General features: G+C 41.8%; 2 rRNA genes. Both read left to right on the top strand.

Features of this window, described 5'->3' with window-relative positions:
* Positions 1 to 109 (top strand): 23S ribosomal RNA (locus tag M3204_RS23555); the annotation flags it as partial.
* 118 nt (positions 110 to 227) lie between these two features.
* Positions 228 to 316, top strand: a 5S ribosomal RNA gene (gene rrf / locus M3204_RS23560); the annotation flags it as partial.

Below are 316 nucleotides of genomic sequence, written 5' to 3' on the forward strand. Positions count from 1 at the left end.
TAGCGCAAGCTAGTAAGAACCCTGAAAGATGATCAGGTTGATAGGTCAGAGGTGGAAGCGCGGTGACGTGTGGAGCTGACTGATACTAATCGTTCGAGGACTTAACCAAAATAGATTACTCGTTTCTCTTGTTTTCTTCTTACAACATTATCTAGTTTTGAGGGAATGAAAATTTCTCTTGCAAATTTAATAAAAGGCAGTATAATAGATATTGTCTTTAAAAAATGTCTGGTGACGATAGCGAGAAGGTCACACCCGTTCCCATACCGAACACGGAAGTTAAGCTTCTCAGCGCCGATGGTAGTTGGGGGTTTCC

Origin of the sequence: Mesobacillus subterraneus, from assembly GCF_023715485.1 — a bacterium.
In the GTDB taxonomy this organism is placed as follows: Bacteria; Bacillota; Bacilli; order Bacillales; family Cytobacillaceae; genus Mesobacillus; species Mesobacillus subterraneus_B.